The organism is Natronolimnohabitans sp. A-GB9, from assembly GCF_030848565.1.
GTDB lineage: Archaea > Halobacteriota > Halobacteria > Halobacteriales > Natrialbaceae > Natronolimnohabitans.
The window spans coordinates 12,360-35,655 of record NZ_JAVDDV010000002.1 but is presented as its reverse complement, the minus strand read 5'-3'; the positions used below and the strand labels follow the sequence as shown (position 1 = coordinate 35,655).

The window sequence follows — 23,296 nt, the reverse complement described above, 5'->3', positions numbered from 1 at the left end:
ACGGCGGCGATTCCGGTAAGTGTCCGCGCGTCAGGTGACGGCCGCTTTTGTACGCGTGGCCGACTCCGTAGTTCGATTTCCCCTGCAACTCGAGCGTTTTAGTGTGAGAGAGTCAAAGCGGGGATATGACGACCATCAAGGACAGCGTCCACGACCACATTCGTATCGACGGGGTCGCCGAGGACCTCCTCGATACGCCCGCACTCCAGCGGCTGCGAAACGTCCGCCAGCTCGGCACGGTCTCGCTGGTCTACCCCTCGGCCAACCACACGCGGTTCGAGCACAGCCTCGGCGTCTACCACCTCGCCTGTGAGGCGCTCGAGTATCTCGGCGTCTCCGGTCGGCAAGCCGAACGCGTCCACGCCGCCGCGCTCCTCCACGATATCGGGCACGGGCCGTTCAGTCACAACTTAGAGTCGCTCACCTACCGTCGGACGGGACGATACCACGACGACGTCCACGACGTACTTGAGAACGGCGACGTCGGAACGGTCCTGCGCGAGCACGACCTCGAGCCCGAGCGAGTCGCGGACCTGATCGCCGGCGAGGGCCGGTTCGGACAGCTCGTCTCGGGGGAACTCGACGTCGACCGGATGGACTACCTTGTTCGGGACGCCCACCACACGGGTGTTCCCTACGGGACGATCGACCACGGGCGACTCGTCCGCCAACTGACGTTCGTCGACGGCGAACTCGTCCTGGAAGAGGGAAACGTCCAGACCGCCGAGAGCCTGCTGGTCGCGCGGGCGCTGATGAACCCCGCCGTCTACAGCCACAGCGTCGCTCGGATCAGCAAGGCGATGCTACGCCGGGCGGCCGAGCGACTGCTCGACGCACCCGAGACCGACGTCGACGCGACACGGCTCCAGCGGATGGACGACCACGATCTGATCGCCGCCCTTCGCTCGTGTGAAGCGACCAGCGAGTTCTCGCGTCGACTCGACCACCGGGACCTCTTCAAACGGGCAGTGTGGGCCGAGATCGACGACGTTCCCGGCGGGATCATCGAGGCCGATCACGAGACGATCCGGGAGTTCGAACGCGAGATCGCCGACGATGCAGACGTCGATCCGGACTGTGTCATCGTCGACGTCCCGAGCCGCCCATCGATGACCGAGTCGACGTCTCGAGTGGTCGTCAACGGCGATATTCGCCAGCTCGGACAGCAGTCTCCGCTGGTCGAGGCGCTGCGAGCGGCCCAGTACTCACAGTGGCGCTTCGGCGTCTACTCACCACCGGAGATGCGCGAGCGCGTCGGCCGAACGGCCGTCGACGTCCTGGGACTCGACATCGAAGGGGCGTTAGTTACCGAGGTCCGCGACGGTCTCGACGCGACGCTGGATCAGTTCGTCGAGTAACGACACCGGCGGTATTCGACGATAGTGGCGATAGTGGGCTCTCGAGTCGTCCGTCACCTGCCGCTGTGGGAACCGGAGCCGGACCCGGTCCCGGTCCGAACGTGCGTTCGCTCGGCGTTTGCCACGAGATCGTCGAACAGCGCCGCGGCCTCGTCCGAAAGTGGGTAATCGTCGTGGTAGGGATCGATCTCGCGGTCGACGCCGGAGACGAACCGGATCGCATCGGCCATTCGCTCGTAGCTCTCGTCGACGATGTCCTGAATCAGAACTGGCATCCCCGCCCGATGACAGAGTTCGCTCGCAGCCGACCGGCCAGCCCAGATGCGTTCGGCTTCACGGTCGACGAAAAAGAGCGCGAACGGCGCCTCGTCGAACTGGGCCTCGAGAAACGCCTGTGCGGTCGGATCATCCCAGGAGACGACGCCGACGGACTCGAGTTGGCGCATCGCCGTCGAGGCGGCCGAACAGAACGGACAGTCGCCGTCGTAGAGCAACACACCCGTAAGCGGCTCGTGTTCGTCGGCTGTCGATGTCATCGTGTGGCTGTGTTGTCGGTCGTTCGACGGCCCGTCATATCAGTATGCCCCTGATACTACAGTTTCGATCGGCCCGGTGGCCTGTCGTGGTCGGCACGGTGCTGGAGCAGTTCGTCGTACCGCTCGACCTCGAGGACGACATCGGAGCGTGGTTGGGCGACACAAGTGAGCACGAACCCCGCCTCCTCGTCTTCGGGGTAGTATCGTTTCGCGTTGCTGTGGTCGACCTCGCCCTCGAGGAGTTTCGCGCCGCAGGTGATACACCAGCCCTGCTGGCAGTCCGCGGACAGCCAGAGCCCGGCGCTGCGTGCCGCCGACAGAATCGACTCGTCCTCGCGGACCTCGATCGTGTGCGTTTCGCCGGCGTCGTCGAGGCCGGCGTCTTCGGGAACGCGAAGTTCGACCGACCAGGTCGTCGAAGTGGTCACGAATGGAACGTATGGGGTTCGAAGCGGGAGGCGAAAAGCCTGTTGCGTGCAGGCTGAGGCTCCCACTGAATCGGTTGTTCGTCGAGTACAGTGTGTCGGATCCCTCTCGTTCGAACGGCACAGCGCTCGGCCTCGAGGATGTCCTCGTCCTCGTTCTCGTTCTCGAGACCTCTGGAATCGACCTCGTTTCCGTCCATCGGCGTTGGGAGTTCGGCAGGGTGCCACCGAACGCGTACCCGTAGGAGGTCGTCGACGTAGCGACGGAACACGGGACGCCAGTTCCAGCGGACCGGTAGCGATTCGGTCCGGGGTTCGCTTGGCGACTACGGTCGCCCCCACGGTCTTTGCGCTGGCGGTCGGGACGCCAACCGATGCGAGCCGTAACCGACACCGGCAGGGAAACGCTGGCCCGACCTATTTCCCTCGCTTCGGTGTCTACCGCCTATGACCAACATCGCTATCACCGGCGCATCGGGGAGCGTCGGTCGCGAGGCCATCGAAGCGTTTTCGGAGACGGATGTGGAGCTGACACTCTTCTCTCATAGCGAGACCGAGGATTTGGACACCGAAACCCTCGAGATCGCCAATCGTGAGGCGTTCGTCGACGCCCTCGAGGGCCAGGACGTGTTGATTCATCTCGCGGCGAACCCGGATCCTCGAGCCGAGTGGGACGCACTGTCGGATCCAAACGTCGAGGGCGTTTACAACGCCTACGCGGCCGCCGTCGAGAACGACGTACAGCGAGTCGTCTTCGCGAGTTCGAACCACGCGGTTAACATGGGTAACACGGTCTCGCCGATTCGACCGGAGTCGACCGTCGGGAAGCCCGACGTCGTCAGGACGAGCGACGAGATGGATCCCGACACCTACTACGGCGTCACGAAAGTCTTCGGCGAGGCGATGGGCTACTACTACGCGAAGCGCCACGGGATCGACGTAGTCAACCTCCGTATCGGCTGGCTGCTCACGGAGGCCGAACTCGAAGACGAAGTCACAGACCGGGACGGGGCCGGCGAGCGGTACGCCCGCGCGATGTGGCTCAGCCCCGATGACTGCCAGCGCGTCCTCTACGACGCGTCGATGGCGACTCTCGAGTCGACGCCGGTGACCGCCCACGGCATCTCAGACAACTCCGAGCGGTTCCTCTCACTGTCGGAGACGATGCTCGAGTTGGGCTATCGACCGCAAGACGACTCGGCCGACGTGTTAGACGGCTAGTAGGTAGACGGTCTCGCGTCGACTCGAGCGCGTCTCGGTCGGTGACGGGGCGGCGATCGGTCGTCATGGGACCGTAAGACCGAATAGCGACAGGTACGTATCCATATATATGGCTACAGACGTCGCCGACTCCACGGGGTACGGCCCGAACTTCCAGATGTCTGCGTTCGGGTACATCATGGCGGCCCTCCTCGTGATCGTCTTGCTCCCGTTGCTACCGGTGCTCGTTCCGGCCTACGTCATCTGGCGGCTGTTCTTCGCGGACGAGGCCGAGCACAGTTTCGAATCGTGGCGCCGTGAGGGACGACCGCCGAGTGGAACGTAAGGGAATCGGTGGGGTCGATGTGCCCTCTCGACCCGGGGTCGCCCTCGAGATGCGCTCTTTTGACGGACAGCAGTCCGTCTGAAACACCGTGTTCGATACTGACGGGCGAACATCTGTCAGGATTTTCGTCCGACAGTATCAGTCGTCGACACTGGCCACAGCCAGCTCCGCTGGCGGTCCGCCCGGGAGTTCGTCGCGGTCGTGGGGAGCCTCGAGATCCAGATCGGGACCACGGGCGACGATCCGGTGTGGGTTTACGTCAGGGTGGGTCGTGTAGTAGTGTTCCGTGATGTGGTCCATGTTGACCGTCTCGGCGATGCCGGGCGTCCCGTAGAGATCGCGCAGGTACGGCCAGAGGTTCTCGTACTCACGGATGTACTGGACGTTACACATGAAATGTGTATGGTAGACGTTATCGAACCGAATGAGCGTCGTGAACATAGCGACGTCGGCTTCCGTCAATCGATCGCCAGCGAGATATCGCTGGTCGGCTAACACCTCGTCCCAGTGATCGAGCGCTGCGAAGAGTTCGTCGACGGCCTCGTCGTAGGGGTCCTGTTCCGTCGCGAAGCCGGCCCGATAGACGCCGTTGTTGATCGGTTCGTAGATCTCGTCTACGATACGGTCGACCGTCTCGCGGTAGCCCTCGGGGTAGAGATCGACGTCGCGGGAGGCGAGGTCTCCGAATTCGGTATCGAACATCCGCATGATCTCCCTGGATTCGTTGTTGACGATGGTGTCTTCCTTGCGATCCCACAGGACGGGGACCGTCACGCGACAGGTCGCGTCCGGGTCTGCTTTTACGTATAGCTCCCGCAGGTAGTCGGCGTCGTGGACGTGATCGCGCGTACAACCCTCCTTCGCTGGCATGAACTGCCATCCGTCCTCGTCACGGTACGGATCGACGACTGACACCGAAATCGCGTCCTCGAGGCCCAACAGCGACCGGACCACGAGCGTCCGGTGGGCCCACGGACAGGCGGCGGAGACGTAGAGATGATACCGGTCCGTTTCGGGTCGAAATCGGGCGTCGGGATCGTCACGGATCCGATCGCGAAACGGCGTCTCCTGGCGTTCGAACGCGCCGCCGTCGCCCGTGACCTCGTATGCGTCGGTTCGCCACTCGCCGTCGACGAGCATGTTCATACACGGGGAAAGGACTCGAGGCTCAAAGGCACTCGCTAACACCGATGTTACCGCGGCGGAGAAGATAATTCGTCGGTAGTTACAGCCGTTCGTTTCGACCAGAGCCCACATAAAACCGATTGTAATTCCACGAGCTGACAGTCGATCAGTGAGAACGTTTATGAACGCCAATTTGATTATAACGATCGTGTTGTACGATGAGTGATGCTAGCGACGACTCGCCCGAGGGCGATCCGACCGACTCGTTCGCCCAGGGGACCGGAAGCGACGAGCCACGAATAACGTTTTACGGCGGCCGTGGGATGAGCGCGCTGCCGATCGCGTTTTTCATCGTCTGGGCCATCGCACAGACGGCGCTGTGGCGCATCTCCGATACGAGCGGTCTGGTCGTGGGAATCCTGATCGGGCTCATCCTCGGGATGTTCTTCGTTCGCGGTGACTGGAAGACCTACGCGAACACGATCTTCGAGGGGATGACCCAGCCCGTCGCGGTGACGGCCATCGTCGCCTGGATCTGGGCCGGCATGTTCGCCGAGGTCCTCCAGGACGGCGGCTTCGTCGACGGGTTAGTCTGGCTCGCCGACGTCGGCGGGATCGGCGCGGCGCTGTTCCCCGCGCTCACGTTCGTGCTCGCAGCACTGTTTACGACCGGCATCGGAACCGGCTACGGCGCGGCTATCGCCTTCGTCACGCTGTTTTTCCCGGCCGGGATTTTGCTCGGCGCGAACCCGATCTTGCTGTTCGGGGCGATCCTGTCGGGGGCGATCTTCGGCGACAACCTCGCGCCCGTCAGTGACACCACGATCGTCAGCGCCGTCACGCAGGACTCCGACATCGGCGGCGTCGTCGCCTCACGATTCAAGTACGTGATCATCGCCGCCGTCGTGGCGTTCGTCGGCTACCTCGTCGCCGGCCAGTTCATGGGCGGCCTCGAGATCGCCGGCGACGCCCAGGAGATCTTCGTCGCCGAGAGCGAACCCATCGGCCTCGTACACCTCGTCTCGATGGGCGTCGTGATCGGTGCGGCGGTCGCCGGCCGGCACATCGTCGAGGCCATCTCGTGGGGGATCGTCGTCGCGATCGCGTTCAGCCTCGCGCTTGGCCTGATGAACGTCGGCGACATCGTCTCCTTCAACGCACCGGAGGACGCACCGGTTGCCGAACCGCTCGAGTTCCTGCCGGTCCTCACCATCGTCGAGGACGCCGATGCAGTCGGCGTCGGCGGCAGCCTGATCGAAGGGGCGGCAGGGTTCTTCGAGCTCGCGATCCTCGTCTTGCTGATCATCGCTGCGGCCCAGATCATGATCCGCGGCGGCGCGTTCCAGGCGATCCTCGACTGGTCGATCGAGAACCTCGCGACGAACGTCCGCAACGCCGAGCTCACGATGGTCGGCTCCTCGGCGCTGATCAACGCCGTGATTACCATCAACACGGCCGCAGAGGTCGCGATCGGGCCGTACATCTCGAAGATCGGCGAGCGGTTCAACCTGAACGGCTACCGGCGCGCGAACATCTTAGACGCCCAGACCGCGGCGCTTGGCTATATCTTCCCGTGGTCCGGCGGCGTCCTCGCCGGTTACACTGCGATGCAGGACCTGCCGGGCGAATACGACTGGTTCGAGCCGGGGATGCTCGTGACGCCGATCGACGTCGTCCCCTTCGTCTTCCAGGGCTGGCTGCTGGTCGCCGTCTTCGTGGTGGCGGCCATCACCGGTTTCGGCCGTGAGTATCTCATCGACCGCGAAAGCGAGGAGGTGGCACGACTATGAGTCTCTTGACAAAATACCTCAAAGGCTGGCGATTCAGGAGTACGACGCCGTCGCTCGAGACGGGCGACGAGATCAACGTCTTCGTCGCCGAGACGAACGGCACTGACGAAGGACTCGCCTACATCGGCGACACCGAGTTACGTATCGAGGGCGCCGGACCCGACACCGTCGAGAAGCGCGTCAGGGTTCGCGTTACTGCCTTCGACGAGACCGACGCCACGGCCCGCGGCGAGTTCCTCGAGGTCGTCGGCGAAAGCTCCTATACGGGATAGCAACGCCGCAACGCCGGGTTCGATACGACAGCCGACCGTCTCACGAGAGACCGGCGGACCACAGGTAACGCTTCGACTCCCGACTTCGTTTCGCTGATCGATACTGGAACCGATCGAGAGGTGGCAATTTATGTTATCGTGGCACCCACTCGAGAACTACCATGACCGAGGACGGGGATCGCCACCGCCAGTGTCGGCTGTTCACGGACGACGAGGGGGAGTTCGACGTCGAACGCGCCCGGGACGAGTCGCTGCCGGTCGAGGACGGCGAGGTGATCGACACCGACGAACTGGCCGACCACCAGCGATACGTCGAGGGGCGGGGGATCTACGACGAGCGCAACCGAGTCAACGACCTCACAGGGAAGGAGTGGAAGTACGCGACGAAGTCGGTGATCGCGGAGGGGTATCCCCCGGATCTCCAACACGACCTGCGCAGCGAACACGGCGGACAAAAGCCCCCGCGGCTCTGTGCGGAACTGATCGGCCGGTTCAGTAAGGCCGGTGACACCGTCCTCGACCCGTTTGCGGGCGTCGGCGGCACCTTACTGGGCGCGAGCCTCTGTGAACACGAGGGCACCGGACTCCGGGAGGCCATCGGCTTCGAACGGACCCGACGGTGGGTCGAAATCTACGAGACCGTCCTCGAGCGAGAAAACGAGCAGCGCCGCGAGCGCGGTGAGCCGACGCTGGCTCCCCAGGAACTGCGCCACGGCGACTGTGCGGATCTGATCGCGGACGTTCCCGACGACTCGGTCGACCTCCTGTTGACCGACGTCCCCTACTGGAACATGGACGAACTCGAGCAGACGCGCAACGAACGCGCGATCCGCGAGAGCAAGCTCGGCTCCTTCGACGGCGATGGAGGCTGTGATGGGGGCGGTGGCGGGGACGACCGCGGTTCGGAGTCGGAAGACGGCGGCGATAGCCGGCGTGGTGATACTGACGGCGACGGAGGAAGAGTCGACGAAGACGACGAAACGAATACACGGTCGAAAGCCGAGTGGCTCGAGGACATGGCCGCGAAGTTCGACCGCTTTACCGACGCGGTTGCGCCCGACGGCCACCTCGTCGTCTTCATCGGCGATATGTACCGCGAACAGTCCTACGAGTTTCTCTCGGCGGATCTCGCACGCGCCATCGAGTCGACTGCGCCGGTAACCCTCGTCGCGAACCTGATCTGGTACGATCCAACCAAGGATCTCCACGTCTACGGCTACCCGTTCTCGTTTGTCCCGTCGATGGTCCACCAGAACGTGCTCGTCTTTCGACCCGAGGCCGACGGATAAGCTCGCTCATCTCCGTCATTCAGGCGTCTGACGCGGTTTTATGGATCAGCAACGCATCAATTCGGGTGGCGCGCTGCAATCTCCCCACCCACTCCCACCCCATCCGCGCGCCAGTTCCGTCCACTCCCGCTTTTCACTCGATCGCTTCGAAGGACGAAGAGACGGTCTGACAGCGGTCCGTCTCAGGCCCTCGCGGGCGCCAGCGTCTCACGAACCTCGTCTGCGCGTTCGGTCTCGGCGATGATCGCGACCTCGTCACCGGCCTCGAGTTCGGTTCCCGGCAGCGGGATCGTCAGTGACTCGCGTTGCCGGCCGTGGGCGTAGATCCGTGCGTCGCCGGGGAGGTCGAGTTCGCTCATCCGCTTGCCGACGGCGGGCGAGTCGGCGCCGATTTCGAGGACGGTCAACTGGAGATTCGTCGCGAGGTCGGCGACGACGTTGAAGTCGCCGCCGAGCAAGGCCGTCTTCGCGCCGGCAGCGCCCAGCCGTTCGGGATAGACGATCTCGTCGACGTCTTCGGCGTACTTCTCGTAGATGTCCTCGCGGTAGTCCTCGTCGATCCGGAGGACGGTGCGACAGTCGTGGTGAGTACCGACCATACAGGCCGCGAAGTTGGCGTTCAGATCGGGCGTAAAGGCGCCGATCGCGGCGGCGGACTCGATTCCCGCGTCGACGAGTACTGATTCGTCGGCGCCGTCACCGAGGACCGTCTCGAACCCGTCGTCTGCTGCTCGATCGACGCGATCGGGATCGTCGTCGACGACCACGACGTCGTGGCCTTCCTGGGCCATGATCCGGGCGGTCCGCGAGCCGACTCGTCCGTACCCTACGATAACGAACTCCATGGGTGACGAATGCACGGCCTGAGTGAAATACGTTCGCTCGCCGACCGACGTTACGCCGGTTCGACGACGACGACCCGTAGATCGTTCAGGTTCGTCCCGGTCGGACCGGTGTGAACGATCGCGTTCCTGTCGGCGAGATACGGACAGACGTCGTTGTCGGCCAGTGCGTCCCGGGCCGCTTCGACGTCGTCGACGGTCGTCGCGTCGACGATCGCACCCGCGACGTCGGTCGCGCCGTCGATCCCGTCAGTATCGACTGCGGCGACGGTGATCGCATCCGGGTCTGTGTCCGTGCCGACGAGTTCGATGGCTGCGCTCGTCGCGAACTCCTGGTTCGGGCCGCCGGTACCGTCGCCGGTGACGGTTACGGTCGTCTCACCCCCCGAGAGGACCACGGCCGGCGGCGAAATCGGTGTCTCCGTCGCCAGGATCTCTTCCGCGACCGCGACGTGGGTCGTGGCCGCCTCGCGGGCCTCCCCCCGGACCCGTGAGGAGAGCACGAGCGACTCGTATCCGCGTTCGTTGGCAACCTCGCGGGCCGCCTCGAGGACGGTCATCCCGTCGGCGACGACGTGGTTCGAGACGCGTTCGAAGACGGGATCACCGGGCGCGGGTGTCTCGGGAACCTCGCCGGCGGCGCCACACTCGAGGCGATCGGCGACGGCATCGGGGACGCCGATCCCGTACCGGTCGACGACCGCCAGCGCGTCCTCGAACGTCGACTCGTCGGGGGCGAGGGGGCCGCTTGCGATCACGCTCAGATCGTTGCCGACGACGTCGCTCAGGATCACGGTGCCGACCGTCGCCGGGGCCACATGCCTGGCTAGCCGGCCGCCTTTCAGCGCCGAACAGTGTTTTCGGACGGCGTTGATTTCGCCGATGTCGGCGCCGCTTGCGAGCAACGCGTCGGTCGTCTCCTGGAGGGCTGCAAGCGAGATTTCGTCCGCCGGCGCGGGCATGAGGGCGCTCCCACCGCCGGTGATCGCCGCCAGCACGAGTGTTCCCTCGTCGGCTGCGTCGGCAGTCGCGAGCAGTTCTCGCGTGCTCTCGACGCCACGCTCGCTCGGAACGGGGTGGTCGCCTTCGCGGACCGCAATCGTGTCGGTCTCGACCGGATCGTCCGTCACCACGACGCCGTCGTCGATGCGGTCGCCGAGGACGTCCTCGAGCGCCGCGGCGACGTGCCCAGCGGCGTTCCCGCCTCCGAGGACGACGAGTTCGTCGTACGATGTCAGATCGTACGTCGCGTCGGCAACGTAGAGAGTGTCTCCGTCGAGGGCGACCGCGTCACGAATCACTCGTCGCGGGTGGCCAGCCTCGATTCCCGCCTCGAGACAGGAACGCACCGTGTCGCGGGCGTCGGTCGTCGCGAGTGCCTCGTCGTCTTCGATCATATCCTGTCACCCGATCGATCGGCGCTTACTCGAGCCGTTTCGTCCGGGATTCTGGCGGTCGAACCAATCGCGGGTGGCGTAGACTCCGCGTGTCCCATAGCGAGGCGTTTCTCTCGCTCACGACAAAGGTAACGGGTTCGGACACCGGCTGGATCGTCGTGTCCGTCGCCCGTTCGAATCGACCCGACGAGTCCCCCGTATTGCACGAACGTGTCTATTCGACTACTCGATCCGGACGAGAACGCTTAACTGAACGGTCTTGCTATGCTCGAGCGTCCAAGATGGGGGCTTTAGACACGATCGCTGACTATTTCGATTTCGACGAACACAATACGAATTATCGAACGGAAACGGTCGCGGGGGTGACGACGTTCCTGGCGATGGCGTATATCATCGTCGTCAATCCGACGATCATCGCACCGGCGATCTTCGGGCAGCCACCGGGGGAGCTCGACCCCGGTTCGACCACCGAGATCGCCGGCGAGACGTACACGCTCGTGCAGGTCGAACAGATGCTCGCGGTCGTCACGATCCTCGCGTCGATCATCGCAATCGCCGTGATGGCGTTCTACGCCAAGCGGCCGTTCGGACTGGCGCCCGGGATGGGGCTGAACGCCTTCTTTACCTTTACCGTCGTCCTGATCCTCGGCGTTCCGTGGCAGGTCGCGCTCGCGGCCGTCTTCGTGGAGGGGCTCATCTTCATCGCGCTGACCGCCGTGGGTGCCCGCGAGTACATCATCCAGCTGTTTCCCGAACCGGTGAAGTTCGCTGTCGGTGCTGGTATCGGTGTATTCCTGCTCTTTCTGGGCGTACAGGAGATCCAGCTCGTGGTCGCCGACGAGAGCACCCTCGTCACACTCGGTAACGTCCTGGAGAGTCCGATCGCGGCGTTCTCGCTCGCCGGATTGGTGCTGACGCTGTTGCTCTACGCCCGTGGGATCCGCGGATCGATCGTGATCGGCATTCTGGTGACCGCTATCGCGGCGTGGGTCGTGACACTCGCCGGCTTCGTCGAGCGAGGCACCATCACGCCCGAACAGGGAATCGAGGGCGCCCAGTACGATTTCACGCCGCTGTTTTGGGGCTTCGTCGACGGGCTCAGTATGATCGGTGAGGAGCCGCTCGTCTTCTTGCTGGTCGTGTTCACGTTCTTCTTCGTGGACTTCTTCGACACTGCGGGGACGCTCATCGGCGTCTCACAGATCGCTGGCTTCCTCGACGAGAAAGGCGATCTCCCCGACATCGAAAAGCCGCTGATGGCCGACGCAGTCGGTACCACCGCGGGAGCGATGATCGGCACCTCGACCGTGACGACGTTCGTCGAGTCCTCGACAGGAATCGAAGAAGGCGGTCGTACCGGCTTCACCGCACTCGTCGTCGGTGGCTGTTTCCTGCTCTCGCTCGCGTTTATTCCGCTGATCACCGCTATTCCGACGTACGCGAGCTACCTCGCGCTGGTCGTCGTCGGGATCATCATGCTCCAGGGCGTCGCCGACATCGACTGGCAGGATCCCGCGTGGGGGATCGCCGGCGGGCTGACGATCACGATCATGCCGTTGACGATGTCGATCGCGAACGGCCTCGCGGCCGGTATCATCAGCTATCCGCTGATCAAAGCCGCAATGGGCGAACGCCACGACGTCTCGCTCGGACAGTGGGTGCTCGCACTCTCGTTCATCGCCTACTTCGTCATCTACTTCGGCGTTCAGGCGGGCGAAGTCACGTTCTAGACTACTTCGACCGCCACACACCTGTAACCGCGTTTCCGGCAACGTGCCGGCTGACCAGTGACCTCTTAGGTGTGACTCGGCTAGTCGCGCCCATGGCTGACATCACGATGTACGATCTGCCCGGCTGTCCGTACTGTATGAAGGTTCGATCGAAGCTCGACGAACTCGACCTCGAGTACGACGTGATCGAGGTGCCTCGCTCTCACGCCGAGCGAACGGACGTCGAGGAAGTCAGCGGACAGACCGGCGTTCCCGTCATCACCGACGAAGCCAACGGCGTCGAGGGGATGGCCGAGAGCGACGATATCGTCGAGTATCTAGAGGAGACGTACGGTGAGGAGACGGCCTGATACGGACTGCTATAAAAACAGGACGCGACCGTGAGATGTGGCGGCTCAGGCCGCTTCCTCGTGTTCGGCGCGTTCGCGGATGACCTTTCGGAGCTCCGCGGCGTCGTCGAGTTGCTCGAGTTCGCCGCGTTCGACTAACGCGGTGCCGTCGACGGCCTCCTGTTTGGCGCGGTCGACGACGTACACCGAGTGTGTGTGGGTGACGTGGCCGATCGAACTCATGATTCGGGCGCGTTTCTCGGCGGCCTTCGTGAACTCGGAGTGGCCGGTGAGCACGACGTCTTCGTCATCGTCGTCCTCCTCGTCGCGGCTGACGGCCTTGAACGGCGAGCGCAGCGTCGGGTGGACCTCGTAGCCGGCCCGCGTGAGGACGGCGACGACCTGCTGGTCGTCGGGGTCCGCGTCGGGATCGTCCGGCGTCGACTCGGTCTCGTGGACCTCGTCGGCCCCTTCGAGAACGTCGACCGGACTGGTCAGTGGCGCGTCGAACAACTCCTCGAGTTCCATCGCGACCTCGACGGAGGCGTTCATGCCGTCCTCGTATTTCGAGACGGTTCGACGGGAGACGCCGAGTTCGGTCGCCAGTTGGCCGAGACTCCAGTCTCTGTCCTGTCGTTCGTCAGCCAGCAGGTCGCCGTCGATGTTGACGTAGAGGCCGCCCGGAGCCGCGTAGATCAGCGGCGGAACGCCCTCGATGAACAGGTTGTACGCCGTGTCGGGACTGAGGACGGGGACGCCGTGTCGGAAGTAGACCACGTCCGGTTTGAGATCCTCGTCGCGGCTGCGCAGGCCGATGACGAGCGGCGTCGCCTCGAGATAGGTACCCAGGCGGCGCATCTCGTGGCCCGTCGCCTCGTTGAACGCGTCGATGTTACCGAGGATCTTGACCAGAATGAGGTCCTGTCCCCGGCGAGCAGCAACGTCGAAACTCTTCGGTCGGATCGCACACCGGTCGCTGACCACGAACCCCGCGTCCTCTAACATCGCGGTCACATTGCCGACCAGTGCGGAGCGGGACATAATGGCATGTAAGCTATTCCTCGTATAAGACGCTTTCCCCCGGGGATTCGGATGCCGTGTCGCGGTTCGTTTCTGTACCGGCAGTATACTTATATACCGGTTATCGTCTCCGAATATGAACGTTCGTCCCCGACGACGGATCGAATCCAGCCCGAGGCGGTGACGGCGACGTCCCGAAAGGGGTTACTCGCCGCTTGCCCAACCACGGACGATGACCGTCGTCGGCCTGGACGATACGGACTCACGCGAGCGCGGGATGTGTACGACCTACGTCGCCGCGGAGATCGGCAAGCGACTGCGTCGGGCGGGCGCGACCGTCTCGCGGCTGCTGCTCGTCCGTCTCAACCCCGCCGTGAAGTACAAGACACGGGGCAACGCCGCGCTGGCGATCCACACCGACGCCGATCCCGACCTGGCGTTCGATGTCGCCCGCGAGCGACTCGAGACCCTCGCAGAAGCGACGGACGAGCGGACGAACCCGGGGCTCGCAGTGGCCGCGGACGAGCCGGCGGCCGTCCCCGACGACGTCCAGGCGTTCACTCGGCTGGCGATCCGTGACCACCTCGAGATCGACGACGCGACGGCCCTGCTCGACCGACACGGCTACCGCTCCTGGCACGTCGGCGACGGTCGCGGACGGATCGGCGCCGTGGCCGCCGTCGGTGCCTGGCCGACTCTCGAGGAGTGGACCTACGAGTACATTTCCTATCGCGCGCCCGAGCGATGGGGAACCCCGCGGACGGTCGACGACGAGAGCGTCTTCGCGGCGGCCGACTGGGGCTACCCCACCGTCTGGGACACGGTCGACCGCGGCGAGGACGAACCCGTCTGTGTCCCCCACACGCCGGGGCCGATCCTCCACGGAATCCGCGGCGACGACCCCGACGTCGTCCGCGAGGTCGCCGCCCGTATCGAGAGCGAACCCGTCGTCTCGAGCCAGCTGTTCGTGACCAACCAGGGAACGGACGTCCATCTGCGCGAGGGAACGCTCGAGTCGGTCGTCGACGGTCGCGCCTATCGCGTCGACGGTCGGGTCGCAAGCGAGCCCGAGACGCGCCGCGGCGGCCACGTGTTCGTCGACCTCGAGAGCGTCGCCGACGGTGACGATAGTACGGGCGACGAGCCAGCCCGCCTCGCGTGTGCTGCTTTCGAGCCAACGAAGCGCTTTCGCGACCGCGTCCGCACACTCCGTGTCGGTGACCGAATCACTGCCTGTGGCGAGTGCTCACAAGGAACGCTCAAACTCGAGAAGTTCGCCGTCCGTGACCTGGTGACGACCGAGCGCGTGACGCCGACCTGTCCCGACTGCGGGCGGACGATGAAAAGCGCCGGGCGAAATCAGGGGTATCGGTGTCGAGACTGTGAGACCGACGCGCCCGGAAAGGCGGAACGGTCCCTCGAGCGCGACCTCGAGGTCGGCTGGTACGAGGTTCCGCCGTGTGCCCGACGCCACATCGCGAAGCCACTGGTACGTGGCGGGTTCGACGCGCCGATCCATCCGGAGCAGTAGTCAACTCGATACGATGCGGTCGGCCACGCAACTTATACTACCGGACAGCAGTCACTACCCATCCGATCGTGTCTCGAGTGCGATCGGGTGTTTACTGACTTTTGTCCGGTAGTATGACTGACGGATCCCGATCGCAACACTCGAGTCGCTCACGTCGATCTCGTCGGCGCTACGTGGTGTGAGACGGACAGCGATTCGCCTGAAACCGTTTCGGCGACGACTCGGGAAGATACCAACTGCCTACGTTCCTTTCGACGAGCGAAACGGTCGTCTGTAACCGTTGCAGGATCGCAACCGTCCGGAGTTTTATGAGGGAGAGTCGTGGACCGGGGGCCATGAGCGACGTATTCGCCAGCGCCCTCACGAGGAAGGCCGTCGTCGGCAACGACGGCGTCGAGTTCGGAACGATCCACGACGTAACGCTACACCCGACCTCCGGCGAGCTCGTCGATCTCGTCGTCGAGCCCGCGCGGCGATTCCGATCGCGGTCGGTCGACTTCGAAACCAATGCGGACGATCGCTTGCTCATCCCTCTGGACCGCGTGGCGGTCGTCAACGATACGATCGTCGTCGACAACTGATACGGATCGCTGTAACGATTTACCGCCGATCGCCAGATCCGGGGTCGGCGATCGGCGGTAATTGACTACAGCAGTCCGTATGAGATTGCCGGCGAGACGCTTCGATCCCCGGACACAGCAGCGATGTCACGCTCCCGTGGCGGGGTCGAAAGTGTTTTTCGGGACCGGCGGTTGGATACTGACAAATGGGGCTCGAGGAGGAGATCGAGGAGATCGAAGAGGAAATCGCCAACACGCCCTACAACAAGTCGACCGAGGCCCACATCGGCCGGCTGAAGTCCAAGCTCGCGGAGAAAAAAGAGCAACTCGAGAAACAGCAGTCGGGCTCGGGCGGCGGTGGCGGCTACTCGGTCGAGAAACACGGCGATGCGACGGTCGCGCTGGTCGGCTTCCCCAGCGTCGGCAAGTCCTCGCTGCTGAACTCACTGACCAACGCCGAGAGCGAGACCGGGTCCTACGAGTTTACGACGCTGGACGTCAATCCCGGGATGCTCAACCATCGGGGGGCGAACATCCAGCTGCTCGACGTTCCCGGACTGATCGAGGGCGCCGCCGCGGGACGGGGTGACGGCCAGCAGGTGCTTGCGGTCGTGCGCAACGCCGACCTGATCCTCTTTGTCCTCTCCGTGTTCGAGATCGACCAGTACGACCGTCTGCGAGAGGAGCTCTACGACATCAACATCCGCGTCGACCAGGAGCCCCCGCGGGTCACCGTCCGCCCGAAGCACAAGGACGGCATCAAGATCACCTCGAGTACCGAACAGGAGTTAGACGAAGGGACGATCAAAGACGTCCTCCGCGACCAGGGGTATGTCAACGCCGACCTCAACCTCCAGGAGACGGTGACGATCGACCGACTGATCGACGGTCTGATGGACAACCGCGAGTACATCCCCTCGATCACCTGCGTCAACAAAGTCGACCTCATCGAGCCCGACTACAAGGAAACGGTAGACGAGCAGTTGCGAGAGCGCGACTTAGATCCCGAGGAGGTCACCTTCATCAGTGCCGAGGCCGAGAAGGGACTCGACGTCCTGAAAGACCGTATCTGGGAGAACCTCGGACTGATCCGAGTCTACATGAACAAACCCGGTCGCGGCATCGACTGGGAGGAGCCACTGGTCGTCGAGGAGGGCGCGACCGTCGGCGACGCCGTCGAGAAACTCGGCGGCGAGATGGAAGAGCGGTTCCGCTTTGCCCGCGTCACCGGCCCGAGCGCGACCCACGACGAACAGCAGGTCGGTACCGACCACGTGCTCGAGGACGAGGACGTGTTGAAACTGATTCTGCGCCGCTGAATCCGGCGCTTCCCCGATTTTCGTGACCGATCGAGTGACGGTCGAGCGCCGTCGCCTCGAGTCGACCGCCGACGTGACTTTTTTATAAAAGTTTGATTATTCTTCGAGAGAAGCGTAATCAGTACCGTTATCAGGTCGCCTTCCAAGTAATCACTTATGTCTGAATTCGGAGCGCTTTCGCTCGTGCCGCCGCTGCTCGCGATCGGCCTCGCGATCGTAACGCGGCGACCGATCCTCTCGCTGTTTCTTGGTATCTGGTCGGGCGGCGTCATCGCGACCGGAAGTATCGGTATCGGACAGACATTTACGTGGGTCACCGAGTCGATCGGCGACGTGTTCCACGCGAATATCCTCGTGTTCACCCTGCTTTTGGGCTCGGGTGTGGCGCTGATCTGGCGACTTGGCGGCGCGACCGCCGTCCGCAACTGGGCGACGGCTCGCCTCGAGACCCAGCGCAACACCGGCGTTACGACGTGGGTGTTGGGGATCCTCCTGTTTTTCGACGACTACGCCAACACGGCCATCGTCGGCTCCACGATGCGGGAGATCTCCGACCAGATGCGGATCTCACGCGAGAAGCTCTCTTACATCGTCGACTCGACGGCTGCGCCGGTCGCGACGATCGGGCTCTCGAGTTGGGTTGCGTTCCAGCTGTCGATGATCGACGAAGCCTACGAGGGACTGATCGACAGCGAGGAGTACGACGTGGCAGCCGGGGACGTCCCCGGCGTCTTCGAAACCTTCGTCGGCTCGATCCCCTTCAACACCTACGCCCTGCTGGCGATCCTGATGGTCGGGATCATCGTCCTCTCGCGACGGGACTACGGCGAGATGCTCGACGCCGAGCACCGCTCGTGGCAGACGGGGAAGGTAACCCGTGACGACGCCCAACCTCTCCAGGAGGTCGAGAAAGACCTCGGGGCACCGATCGACGATCGGCCGATGCTGCGGACCTTCTTCGCGCCGATCGTCGTCCTGATCGTCGTCACACTCGCCGGCGCGTTCTGGACGGGGTATCAGGAGTGGATCGACGAACAGGCCGAGGCAGGCGCCCCGACGGCGCTCGAGGCAGCGATGGCCGACGAGGGGACGCTACAGGTACTCGTCGACGTCGTCGGTGCGGGTGACTTTGCGGCCGCGCTCGTCTGGGGTTCGTTCGCGATGGTCGTCACCGCGATCGCGATCGGTCTGTTCTACGACCTCTTCGATCTCGGCGACAGCGTCGAGACGGTGCTGGACGGCTTCAACATCATGCTCACCGCGGTGACCGTCCTCGTGCTCGCGTGGTCGATCAGTGCGGTCGCCGAGGACCTCGGGACCGGCGAATACGTCGCCGGGATCGCCGGCGAGGTCGTCTCGCCGGCCGTTCTTCCGATCGTCGTCCTCCTCGTCGCTGCGTTCGTCGCGTTTACGATGGGGTCGTCGTGGGCCACGATGGGGATCGTGACGCCGATCGCGATCACGGTCGCGTACGACCTCACCGGCACGTTCGATCTCATGCCGGTCATCGTCGGCGCCGTCTTCTCGGGGGCGATCTTCGGTGACCATGCCTCGCCGATCTCGGATACGTCGGTGCTCTCCTCGACGTTTACCGGTGCGGACCTGATCGACCACATCCGGACGCAGCTGTACTACGCCACGACAGTCCTGCTCGTCGTGATCCTCTGTTATGCACTCTATGGCTTCTTCGGCGTCCCGTGGTACATCTTCGTGCCGCTGGGTGCCGTTCTCCTGATCGGCCTCGTCTATGGCCTCTCCGAACTCGACGCCCGCCGCAAGGGAGTCGAGCCGAAGGCGTCCGCGACCGACCGCGATCCGGCCGGGGCAACCACCGGCTCGGAGCCGTCGGCCGACGAGTAGACCACCGCCTTCGCCACGTTTTTGCCGTCCGCAAGCGAGGATTCGCGTATGGACGGAACGCTCGACCACACGATGATCCGCGTCTCGGACCTCGAGGAGTCACTCGACTGGTACCAGACGCACCTCGAGTACGAGGAGAAAGATCGCTTCGAGGGCGACGGCTTCACCATCGTCTATCTGGGTCCCGAGGAGATGCACGAGGAGGGTGCGATGCTCGAGCTCACCCACAACGAAGGCGAGGACGTCGAACCGGGCGACGCCTGGGGCCACATTGCGGTCCGCGTTCCCGAGGGCGAACTCGAGGACTACTACCAGCAGCTGATGGACGAGGGCGTCGCGGATTATCGTGACCCCGAATCCTGTGGCGGCCGCTACGCGTTCGTCAAAGACCCCGACGGCCACGAGATCGAGATCGTCCAGCGCGACCCCGACGAGGGGGCGCTGTGGTCGCTCGACCACACCATGATCCGTGTCGAGGACGCCGACGAGGCACTCGGCTTCTGGACCCGAAAATTCGAGTACCAGCCGACTCGTCGCTGGGAGGCAGACTCCTTCGCGAACTACTTCGTCGAACCCGAAGACGCCGCCCCCGAGGCGATGTCCCTCGAGTTGACCTACAACTACGACGGCCGCTCCTACGAGTTCGGCGACGCCTGGGGCCATCTCTGTATCCGCGTCGACGACCTCACCGACGACTGGGAGACGCTCCTCGAGCGAGAGGCCCCCGACTACCGCGATCCGGAGAGCAACGACAACATGTACGCCTTCACGAAAGACCAGGACGGCCACGAGATCGAACTGTTAGAACGCGATCTCGAGGCCGACTCGCTGTTCCCGTTCTAACTTCCACCACGTCAGTGCTATCGGCGGTCAGGCGACGACCGTCGATCGCTCGATCCTGCTCGTGGCCAGTTCGACGAGAATCGACGCGAGCGGAGACTGTGAACTCCAGATGGCGGTTTCGGTTCCGGCGTCGACGACGCTCAAGAGGATCGTGTCCGTATCGACGACGATCAGTCGTCCCCAACTATCGTCGGCCACGAACTGACGTCGTTGTACGGTGACGTCGATTCCGTCACAGGAGTCGAACCGAGCGCCGACGTCGTCGCTGTCCGTGAGCACGCGAACCGTTATCCCGTCGGCCGCACGTCCCTCGAGCAGGGAGACCGATTCGTCGTCGATCAGCTCTGGATTCGATATCGCAACGACGATCCGCTGATCGGCCTCGCTGACGAGACTCCGAAGACGCTCCGTAACGCGTTCTCGGCCGCGAACGGTCCAGACGCTCTCCTGTTCGTCGTCGGCCTTTGCCTCCTCGCGAACGGATTCGACGTACGTAAACGCACGGTCCTGTTCGGTCTCGAAGTCCTTTCGGAGCAGTTGTCGAGCTTCGTCGACGCTTACCGGTCGATAGCGAATCGGGCTCGATTGCTGTACCTCGATCAGCCCACGCTCGGCTAAGTTTTCGGCGACGCTGTAGACCTGTGATCGTGGTACGTCGACGACGTCGGAGACGTCGCGTGCGGTTCCGGAACCGAGACGCTGGAGCGCGATAAACACCTTCGCCTCGTAGCTCGTCAACCCGAGTCGCTCGAACGCCTCGAGGGCATCCGATGCAGATGTGTTCATGATCTCTCACCCACCGTGAGTACCACTTCTTTTGACTACACGTACTTGATTCTGTACGTTTTCCGGACAAAAACGAAGACTGACGGTTGAGTCGATGTCGATCACCGCCAGGACGCCATCGTCGGCAAGCGATCGGTCGACTCGAGGCGGTCCCAGACGACGATCACCGAGGGAAGAACGAGGATCGACGTAATACAGGCATAGAAGACCCCCAGTGCAAGAAGCAGTCCGAACTCCATGATCAGCGGAATCAACGCCGCGTACAGGACGCCCAGTCCACAGACGGTCGTCAGCATACTGCCGGTCAGCGCACCGCCAGTTCCGCGAACGGTTACGAGAAGCGCCTCGTGGACGTCCTGGCGGTCTTCGAACTCGTCGACGAACCGATGCATGAAGTGGACGGTGTAATCGACGCCGAGTCCGATCGAGACCGAGAGAATCGGGGCGTTGATCGGACTCAGCGGGATGTCGAAGTATCGCATCGAACCGGCGAGGAACGCGACGGTCAACAACACCGGCACGAGGTTGAGAACGCCGTATATCGCCCGTCCCTCGAGCCACCAGTAGGTTAGAACGAGGAAGATTGCCGTCAGGAGAAACGCGATGGCGAGGCTATTGATCGATGCGTCGGTCGTCTCGTCGATTACGGACTCGAAGATGACCAGCTGACCGGTCGCCGTCGCGTCCATCGGGAGTTCGTCGGCGGTCTGTTGTGCCGCGAGAACGGCGTCGTCTTGTTCCGCGTCGACGTCGACCGTAATCTCGATCTGTGTTGCCCCACGGTCGGTCGTGAGCCACTGGCTCGCCTCGTCGCTGGCCTCGGAGTCGAACAGTTCGTCGTAGACCGCGTCGACGTCGCGATCCGGCGTCCCGTCACCGTTCGAATCGTAGCGCGTGACGACCGCGTCGAACTCTGGGTCCTCGGCGGCGTGGCGTTCGATGACCGACAGGATGCTTTCGGCGTCGGCCTGTCTGCCATCGGTCTCGAACTCTTCGGGTGGATTCTCGAGTGCGCGCTCGATATCGCGCAACGCGGTGTCGGAGCGTAACTCCCCGTCGTCGATATAGATCGTGATGGTGCTTTCCATTCCCTGGTCGAAATCCTCTTCCAGGTAGTCGAGGACCGTCATGAACGTATACTCGCCCGGCGCCAGCGGTCCGGGGAGGTGTTCGTACTGTTCGAGTCGCTCTTCCTCGGGGAAGAACGCTTCCTCGTCGAACTCGGTGTCGACGCCGGTACCGTACGCCGCAGCAGCGCCGCCAAAGATCAGCATCGTGACGAGAAAGATCGCCGGCGCGACGCGGGCGATCCGGACCCCGACCGGGAGTATCGCGCCAAGGCGTGAGTTCTCGCGGCCAAGCGGTGTCGTTCCGAACTGCGGGAAACGTGTCCCCTCTCGAAGCCGGTCGAAGCCGACCTTCCCAGCCGGAAGGAAGAGACCGAAAATGAGGAACGTGAAGATCATCCCCGCAGCGGCGACGATGCCGAAGTGTCTGAGCCCATCCATCGAACTGACCAGGTTCGCCGCGAAGCTGAAGACGGTCGTCAGCGTCACGATCAAAAACGCCGTCGACAGCTGTGACGCCGTGATCGACATCGACTCCCCGATAGGCGTCCCCGTGGCTCGCTCCTCGCGGTAGCGATTGATGATGTGGATGCCGAAGTCGATCCCCACGGCGAGCAACAACGGGAAGACGACGATCAGCGAGTCCGAAAACGGAATGTTCGCGAATCCCATAAATCCGAACGTCCAGATCATCGTCATCAGCAACGCGACGAGTCCAAGTCCGAGATCGATCGGATCACGGTAGGCGACAAGCAGGAAAAAGAGGATGAGAATCATCGCTGCCGGGAAGACGACGATCGAGGTATCGCCGAGAAGTTGGAGAGTCTCCTCTTCGATGATCGCATCACCGAAGATGACGACGTTCTCGTCCGTGTCGAATCCCTCGATATCGTTCGCTATTTCAACGGTTTCGAACTGCAGGTCCGCGTGATCGTTCGTCTCCGACATCGGCGCCGTGTCGTACGTGATCGCGATCTGGGCGACGTCTGCCTGGGCGGACGACTGCGTGAAGTCGGTGCTGACAGGGAGGCCGGCGACCTCGTCGGCCTCGGCAATTGCATCCTCGAGCTGTCGCTGTGGGGCGCGTTCGACCGCCCGATACTGCTCTTCGGGCGTCTGTGCCTCTGGATCGAGCTGTTCGGCGACGAGAGAGGCCGGGCTCGTGGTCGATTCGACGCGGAGCCCGTCTCGTGTCTCGACTTCGTCCTGGAACTCGAGCATCCGCAACAGGTTCGGCTGTGAGAGGACGTTTCGTTCGTCTTCGAAGAACAGCTGGGCCGTCGCCCCACCGTCGTCGTGGCCGGTGTGACCGAAGTCGTCCTGGATGCTCTCGAAGGCCTCGGCTTCGTCGGTGTCGTCCGCGAACTGGTCGGCACCTGCCTCTTGCTCCCCGCCGCCCATGCCGGCGCCGGCGATAAAGACGCCGGTCACCAACAGAAACACGAGGACGACCGTCCACGGCCGGTTCGAGATCAGCGGGTTGACGCGACGGGTAAACGGGTTCTCACGGTCACCATCACTCCCCCTCGAGGGCAGTCGCTCGGCGAGTCGCTCGGACAGGCTGGTCCCGGCGCGCTCTCGAGTCGTCGACGCCTCGCTCGAGGCGGTGTCGGACCGACCAGCGGACTCGCCCTCACGCTCCCGGTCGTCGACGCGATCGGCGTCGCTCAT

At 63.6% G+C, this 23,296-nt stretch carries 22 protein-coding genes; 13 read left to right on the top strand and 9 right to left on the bottom strand.

All coding sequences use genetic code 11. The features are described from left to right. The first annotated feature begins 125 nt into the window (after positions 1 to 125). Positions 126 to 1,358, top strand: coding sequence for an HD domain-containing protein (locus RBH26_RS02595; RefSeq protein WP_306756358.1), 1,233 nt, complete (start codon positions 126 to 128; stop codon positions 1,356 to 1,358). Between the two features lie 53 nt (positions 1,359 to 1,411). Here the strand turns inward: RBH26_RS02595 and RBH26_RS02590 are convergent, their stop codons facing one another. The 3 genes from RBH26_RS02590 to RBH26_RS02580 are packed head-to-tail and all read right to left on the bottom strand — an operon-like array spanning position 1,412 to position 2,591. After that, on the bottom strand, positions 1,412 to 1,894 hold the full coding sequence (locus RBH26_RS02590; protein ID WP_306756357.1) for a DUF393 domain-containing protein: 483 nt from the start codon (positions 1,892 to 1,894) through the stop codon (positions 1,412 to 1,414). Positions 1,895 to 1,950: 56 nt separating this feature from the next. Further along, positions 1,951 to 2,322 (bottom strand): 2Fe-2S iron-sulfur cluster-binding protein, encoded by a 372-nt coding sequence (locus RBH26_RS02585; RefSeq protein WP_306756356.1) that lies wholly within the window; start codon positions 2,320 to 2,322, stop codon positions 1,951 to 1,953. Next, a complete protein-coding gene (locus tag RBH26_RS02580; RefSeq protein WP_306756355.1) occupies positions 2,319 to 2,591 on the bottom strand; it encodes a hypothetical protein in 273 nt (90 codons plus the stop codon). Before RBH26_RS02580 ends, RBH26_RS02585 begins: the two co-directional genes overlap by 4 nt. A gap of 175 nt (positions 2,592 to 2,766) precedes the next feature. Here RBH26_RS02580 and RBH26_RS02575 point away from each other — a divergent pair, with 175 nt between their 5' ends. Both RBH26_RS02575 and RBH26_RS02570 read left to right on the top strand, forming a co-directional pair. Then, positions 2,767 to 3,540 (top strand): NAD(P)-dependent oxidoreductase, encoded by a 774-nt coding sequence (locus RBH26_RS02575; RefSeq protein WP_306756354.1) that lies wholly within the window; start codon positions 2,767 to 2,769, stop codon positions 3,538 to 3,540. A 109-nt stretch (positions 3,541 to 3,649) separates the two neighbouring features. Next, a complete protein-coding gene (locus RBH26_RS02570) occupies positions 3,650 to 3,865 on the top strand; it encodes a hypothetical protein (protein WP_306756353.1) in 216 nt (71 codons plus the stop codon). A 138-nt stretch (positions 3,866 to 4,003) separates the two neighbouring features. Here the strand turns inward: RBH26_RS02570 and RBH26_RS02565 are convergent, their stop codons facing one another. Next, positions 4,004 to 5,011: a glutathione S-transferase family protein gene (locus RBH26_RS02565; protein WP_306756352.1), complete on the bottom strand. Its 1,008-nt coding sequence runs from the start codon at positions 5,009 to 5,011 to the stop codon at positions 4,004 to 4,006. 197 nt (positions 5,012 to 5,208) lie between these two features. Between RBH26_RS02565 and RBH26_RS02560 the strand changes: the two genes are divergently transcribed. The 3 genes from RBH26_RS02560 (at position 5,209) to RBH26_RS02550 (ending at position 8,341) form a co-directional block, all read left to right on the top strand. Further along, entirely contained in the window at positions 5,209 to 6,780 is a 1,572-nt protein-coding gene (locus RBH26_RS02560; RefSeq protein WP_306756351.1) for a Na+/H+ antiporter NhaC family protein, read from the top strand. Then, positions 6,777 to 7,052 carry a TRAM domain-containing protein gene (locus tag RBH26_RS02555; RefSeq protein ID WP_306756350.1) on the top strand — a complete coding sequence of 92 codons (276 nt, stop codon included), beginning with the start codon at positions 6,777 to 6,779 and terminating at the stop codon, positions 7,050 to 7,052. The genes RBH26_RS02560 and RBH26_RS02555 overlap by 4 nt, the downstream gene beginning before the upstream one ends. A 161-nt stretch (positions 7,053 to 7,213) precedes the next feature. Next, positions 7,214 to 8,341, top strand: a complete 1,128-nt coding sequence (locus RBH26_RS02550) for a DNA methyltransferase (RefSeq protein ID WP_306756349.1) — start codon at positions 7,214 to 7,216, stop codon at positions 8,339 to 8,341. 182 nt (positions 8,342 to 8,523) lie between these two features. Here RBH26_RS02550 and RBH26_RS02545 read toward each other — a convergent pair whose 3' ends face one another. Both RBH26_RS02545 and RBH26_RS02540 read right to left on the bottom strand, forming a co-directional pair. After that, positions 8,524 to 9,186 carry a TrkA family potassium uptake protein gene (locus RBH26_RS02545; protein WP_306756348.1) on the bottom strand — a complete coding sequence of 221 codons (663 nt, stop codon included), beginning with the start codon at positions 9,184 to 9,186 and terminating at the stop codon, positions 8,524 to 8,526. Between the two features lie 50 nt (positions 9,187 to 9,236). Further along, a complete protein-coding gene (locus RBH26_RS02540; RefSeq protein WP_306756346.1) occupies positions 9,237 to 10,580 on the bottom strand; it encodes a DUF4147 domain-containing protein in 1,344 nt (447 codons plus the stop codon). 281 nt (positions 10,581 to 10,861) lie between these two features. On the opposite strand from RBH26_RS02540, the gene RBH26_RS02535 reads away from it, so the two are divergent. Together RBH26_RS02535 and RBH26_RS02530 are read left to right on the top strand one after the other, a co-directional pair. Further along, positions 10,862 to 12,310, top strand: a complete 1,449-nt coding sequence (locus RBH26_RS02535; RefSeq protein WP_306756345.1) for an NCS2 family permease — start codon at positions 10,862 to 10,864, stop codon at positions 12,308 to 12,310. A gap of 92 nt (positions 12,311 to 12,402) precedes the next feature. Then, complete coding sequence (locus tag RBH26_RS02530) at positions 12,403 to 12,660, top strand: glutathione S-transferase N-terminal domain-containing protein (RefSeq protein ID WP_306756344.1); 258 nt, start codon at positions 12,403 to 12,405, stop codon at positions 12,658 to 12,660. A 45-nt stretch (positions 12,661 to 12,705) separates the two neighbouring features. On the opposite strand, the gene RBH26_RS02525 is transcribed toward RBH26_RS02530, so the two are convergent. Beyond that, positions 12,706 to 13,680: a transcriptional regulator gene (locus tag RBH26_RS02525; RefSeq protein WP_306756343.1), complete on the bottom strand. Its 975-nt coding sequence runs from the start codon at positions 13,678 to 13,680 to the stop codon at positions 12,706 to 12,708. Between the two features lie 211 nt (positions 13,681 to 13,891). Here RBH26_RS02525 and RBH26_RS02520 point away from each other — a divergent pair, with 211 nt between their 5' ends. From RBH26_RS02520 to RBH26_RS02500, 5 genes are all read left to right on the top strand, one after another. After that, on the top strand, positions 13,892 to 15,190 hold the full coding sequence (locus tag RBH26_RS02520) for a tRNA(Ile)(2)-agmatinylcytidine synthase (protein ID WP_306756342.1): 1,299 nt from the start codon (positions 13,892 to 13,894) through the stop codon (positions 15,188 to 15,190). 335 nt (positions 15,191 to 15,525) lie between these two features. After that, positions 15,526 to 15,771, top strand: coding sequence for a PRC-barrel domain-containing protein (locus RBH26_RS02515; RefSeq protein ID WP_306756341.1), 246 nt, complete (start codon positions 15,526 to 15,528; stop codon positions 15,769 to 15,771). 185 nt (positions 15,772 to 15,956) lie between these two features. Next, complete coding sequence (locus RBH26_RS02510) at positions 15,957 to 17,069, top strand: GTP-binding protein (protein WP_306756339.1); 1,113 nt, start codon at positions 15,957 to 15,959, stop codon at positions 17,067 to 17,069. A gap of 156 nt (positions 17,070 to 17,225) precedes the next feature. After that, positions 17,226 to 18,929: a Na+/H+ antiporter NhaC family protein gene (locus tag RBH26_RS02505; protein WP_306756338.1), complete on the top strand. Its 1,704-nt coding sequence runs from the start codon at positions 17,226 to 17,228 to the stop codon at positions 18,927 to 18,929. Positions 18,930 to 18,977: 48 nt separating this feature from the next. Further along, positions 18,978 to 19,772 (top strand): VOC family protein, encoded by a 795-nt coding sequence (locus RBH26_RS02500; RefSeq protein ID WP_306756337.1) that lies wholly within the window; start codon positions 18,978 to 18,980, stop codon positions 19,770 to 19,772. 27 nt (positions 19,773 to 19,799) lie between these two features. On the opposite strand, the gene RBH26_RS02495 is transcribed toward RBH26_RS02500, so the two are convergent. Then, positions 19,800 to 20,558 (bottom strand): helix-turn-helix domain-containing protein, encoded by a 759-nt coding sequence (locus tag RBH26_RS02495; RefSeq protein WP_306756336.1) that lies wholly within the window; start codon positions 20,556 to 20,558, stop codon positions 19,800 to 19,802. Positions 20,559 to 20,659: 101 nt separating this feature from the next. Next, positions 20,660 to 23,296: an MMPL family transporter gene (locus RBH26_RS02490; protein ID WP_306756335.1), complete on the bottom strand. Its 2,637-nt coding sequence runs from the start codon at positions 23,294 to 23,296 to the stop codon at positions 20,660 to 20,662.

What these genes read in the sequence shown, in the direction of transcription:
- RBH26_RS02595 (WP_306756358.1), top strand. Translation starts at nt 126, where the DNA reads ATGACGACCATCAAGGACAGCGTCCACGACCACATTCGTATCGACGGG.
- RBH26_RS02590 (WP_306756357.1), bottom strand. Translation starts at nt 1,894, where the DNA reads ATGACATCGACAGCCGACGAACACGAGCCGCTTACGGGTGTGTTGCTC.
- RBH26_RS02575 (WP_306756354.1), top strand. Translation starts at nt 2,767, where the DNA reads ATGACCAACATCGCTATCACCGGCGCATCGGGGAGCGTCGGTCGCGAG.
- RBH26_RS02570 (WP_306756353.1), top strand. Translation starts at nt 3,650, where the DNA reads ATGGCTACAGACGTCGCCGACTCCACGGGGTACGGCCCGAACTTCCAG.
- RBH26_RS02565 (WP_306756352.1), bottom strand. Translation starts at nt 5,011, where the DNA reads ATGAACATGCTCGTCGACGGCGAGTGGCGAACCGACGCATACGAGGTC.
- RBH26_RS02560 (WP_306756351.1), top strand. Translation starts at nt 5,209, where the DNA reads ATGAGTGATGCTAGCGACGACTCGCCCGAGGGCGATCCGACCGACTCG.
- RBH26_RS02555 (WP_306756350.1), top strand. Translation starts at nt 6,777, where the DNA reads ATGAGTCTCTTGACAAAATACCTCAAAGGCTGGCGATTCAGGAGTACG.
- RBH26_RS02550 (WP_306756349.1), top strand. Translation starts at nt 7,214, where the DNA reads ATGACCGAGGACGGGGATCGCCACCGCCAGTGTCGGCTGTTCACGGAC.
- RBH26_RS02545 (WP_306756348.1), bottom strand. Translation starts at nt 9,186, where the DNA reads ATGGAGTTCGTTATCGTAGGGTACGGACGAGTCGGCTCGCGGACCGCC.
- RBH26_RS02540 (WP_306756346.1), bottom strand. Translation starts at nt 10,580, where the DNA reads ATGATCGAAGACGACGAGGCACTCGCGACGACCGACGCCCGCGACACG.
- RBH26_RS02535 (WP_306756345.1), top strand. Translation starts at nt 10,862, where the DNA reads ATGGGGGCTTTAGACACGATCGCTGACTATTTCGATTTCGACGAACAC.
- RBH26_RS02530 (WP_306756344.1), top strand. Translation starts at nt 12,403, where the DNA reads ATGGCTGACATCACGATGTACGATCTGCCCGGCTGTCCGTACTGTATG.
- RBH26_RS02525 (WP_306756343.1), bottom strand. Translation starts at nt 13,680, where the DNA reads ATGTCCCGCTCCGCACTGGTCGGCAATGTGACCGCGATGTTAGAGGAC.
- RBH26_RS02520 (WP_306756342.1), top strand. Translation starts at nt 13,892, where the DNA reads ATGACCGTCGTCGGCCTGGACGATACGGACTCACGCGAGCGCGGGATG.
- RBH26_RS02515 (WP_306756341.1), top strand. Translation starts at nt 15,526, where the DNA reads ATGAGCGACGTATTCGCCAGCGCCCTCACGAGGAAGGCCGTCGTCGGC.
- RBH26_RS02510 (WP_306756339.1), top strand. Translation starts at nt 15,957, where the DNA reads ATGGGGCTCGAGGAGGAGATCGAGGAGATCGAAGAGGAAATCGCCAAC.
- RBH26_RS02505 (WP_306756338.1), top strand. Translation starts at nt 17,226, where the DNA reads ATGTCTGAATTCGGAGCGCTTTCGCTCGTGCCGCCGCTGCTCGCGATC.
- RBH26_RS02500 (WP_306756337.1), top strand. Translation starts at nt 18,978, where the DNA reads ATGGACGGAACGCTCGACCACACGATGATCCGCGTCTCGGACCTCGAG.
- RBH26_RS02495 (WP_306756336.1), bottom strand. Translation starts at nt 20,558, where the DNA reads ATGAACACATCTGCATCGGATGCCCTCGAGGCGTTCGAGCGACTCGGG.
- RBH26_RS02490 (WP_306756335.1), bottom strand. Translation starts at nt 23,296, where the DNA reads ATGAGCGACGCCGATCGCGTCGACGACCGGGAGCGTGAGGGCGAGTCC.